The sequence below is a fragment of the Mycobacterium sp. E3247 genome (assembly GCF_001667785.1).
GTDB lineage: Bacteria > Actinomycetota > Actinomycetes > Mycobacteriales > Mycobacteriaceae > Mycobacterium.
The window spans coordinates 1-800 of record NZ_LZJG01000146.1; the positions used below are offsets into that span (position 1 = coordinate 1).

2 protein-coding genes are annotated in these 800 nt (G+C 61.6%); both read left to right on the forward strand.

Features of this window, described 5'->3' with window-relative positions; genetic code table 11:
- Positions 1-202 (forward strand): hypothetical protein (locus tag A9X04_RS31355; RefSeq protein WP_369828931.1); only part of this gene is annotated, 202 nt, incomplete at its 5' end.
- Positions 130-756, forward strand: a complete 627-nt coding sequence (locus A9X04_RS07725) for a sensor domain-containing protein (protein ID WP_067919055.1) — start codon at positions 130-132, stop codon at positions 754-756. The genes A9X04_RS31355 and A9X04_RS07725, both read left to right, overlap by 73 nt.
- Positions 757-800: the final 44 nt, after the last annotated feature.

The following is an 800-nucleotide window of genomic DNA, read 5'->3' on the forward strand; positions in this document are numbered from 1 at the left end:
CGCGTTTCTCGCACTGCTCCTATTCTTCGACCAACAGATGCGGATTTCGTCCGTTTGGCAAGGAGACGAAATGAGGATTCGTTTCATTGTTTCGGCGCTCGGGGCTGTAGTGGTCGCGTTGGCGGTTGGGTGTGGCGGCGGGCAGGGCGGCGGCCACAACGCCACCTCGGTCGCACCCTCGCCGACGCCATCGATTCGCTGATCTTGGCGCCAGACCTGATTAACGAGATTGTCGGTGCGAAACTAAACTGGGCGTCCAAACCTCCGCCCGGCGCGACCTCCCCGCCCGTGGCCGCCTTCGTCGACGAGGGTAACCCGCAGTGCGAGCCGCTGATCGCGCCGGACACGTACTCGGTGGGGGTGGCTTACACCGCGTGGCGGAGCAATCTCTACAAAGAGGACAAGGACACGTACGAGCATGCGGTCCGTCAAGCCGTTGCGACGGTTGTCGATTCCAAAGCAGCGACGGTGTTGCTTGGCGACGCTTTTGCCAAGCGTCTCGATGCGTGCAGCAATGCCGTCATCCACCTGAGCGGCAAATATCGATGGAGATTCCAGAAGACCGACGCGACCGATACGGGAGTGCGGTGGACGGGAACGGAACTGGAGGACGGGCAGATCACCGGCTGGGTCTGCGCCAGCGAGGCGCGGGCAAAGAACAATGTGGTGATCTACGCGCAGGTGTGCCAATGGGGCAACGGCGCTCCGGCCACCGCGACAGTTCTGGACAAGATGTCGGAGAAGATACCGGGATAGACCCGGGAGAATCGGAATACTTTGTGCAGGATCCGGGAGGAGTA